The organism is Oleiphilus sp. HI0067 (assembly GCF_001635735.1).
The window spans coordinates 1-567 of record NZ_LWFI01001086.1; the positions used below are offsets into that span (position 1 = coordinate 1).

General features: G+C 45.9%; 2 protein-coding genes. One reads left to right on the forward strand and one right to left on the reverse strand.

Translation table 11 applies throughout. The annotated features are described in order from the left end of the window. On the forward strand, positions 1–390 hold a 390-nt coding region (locus A3739_RS15120; protein ID WP_068501955.1), incomplete at its 5' end, for a thioesterase family protein. On the opposite strand, the gene A3739_RS15125 is transcribed toward A3739_RS15120, so the two are convergent. After that, positions 387–567: Rho-binding antiterminator (locus A3739_RS15125; RefSeq protein WP_068501958.1), on the reverse strand; the 181-nt coding region annotated here is incomplete at its 5' end. The genes A3739_RS15120 and A3739_RS15125 overlap by 4 nt on opposite strands.

The following is a 567-nucleotide window of genomic DNA, read 5'->3' on the forward strand; positions in this document are numbered from 1 at the left end:
CGCGACAATGATCTTTATGGCCACGTGAATAACGTGGTGTACTACAGCTATTTCGATAGTGCCGCAAATGCATATCTTATCGAGGAAGGCGGTCTAGATATTCACAATGGATCAACGATCGCCTATGTCGTTAACTCGCACTGTAACTACCACAGTGCGATCGCATATCCAGAAAAGATTGAAGCTGGCTTACGTGTCGACAAGCTAGGCACCAGCTCCGTAACTTATGGAATTGCTATTTTCCGCGAAAAAGAAAATCAAGCAGCCGCAAATGGCCAATTCATCCACGTCTTTGTCGATAGAGAAAGCGGCAAGCCTGTCCCGATCCAAGACAAAATACGCACTGCGCTAGAGGCTATTCTAGTAACTCGAATGGCAAAGTTCGTCTAAGCAAACTCAACTTCATGAAAGTGAGGGTTTTCATCCAGAGCCCTCATGCGTTTCACAGTGTCTAAAATTACAAGGTTTTCTTGCGTTTCCATACGCAACTTCACGCATTCATTTCGGTGCTGATCATAAGCGGTATCGACCACAACGCCCTCCACCACTTCTGCATCCTTGAGAAAC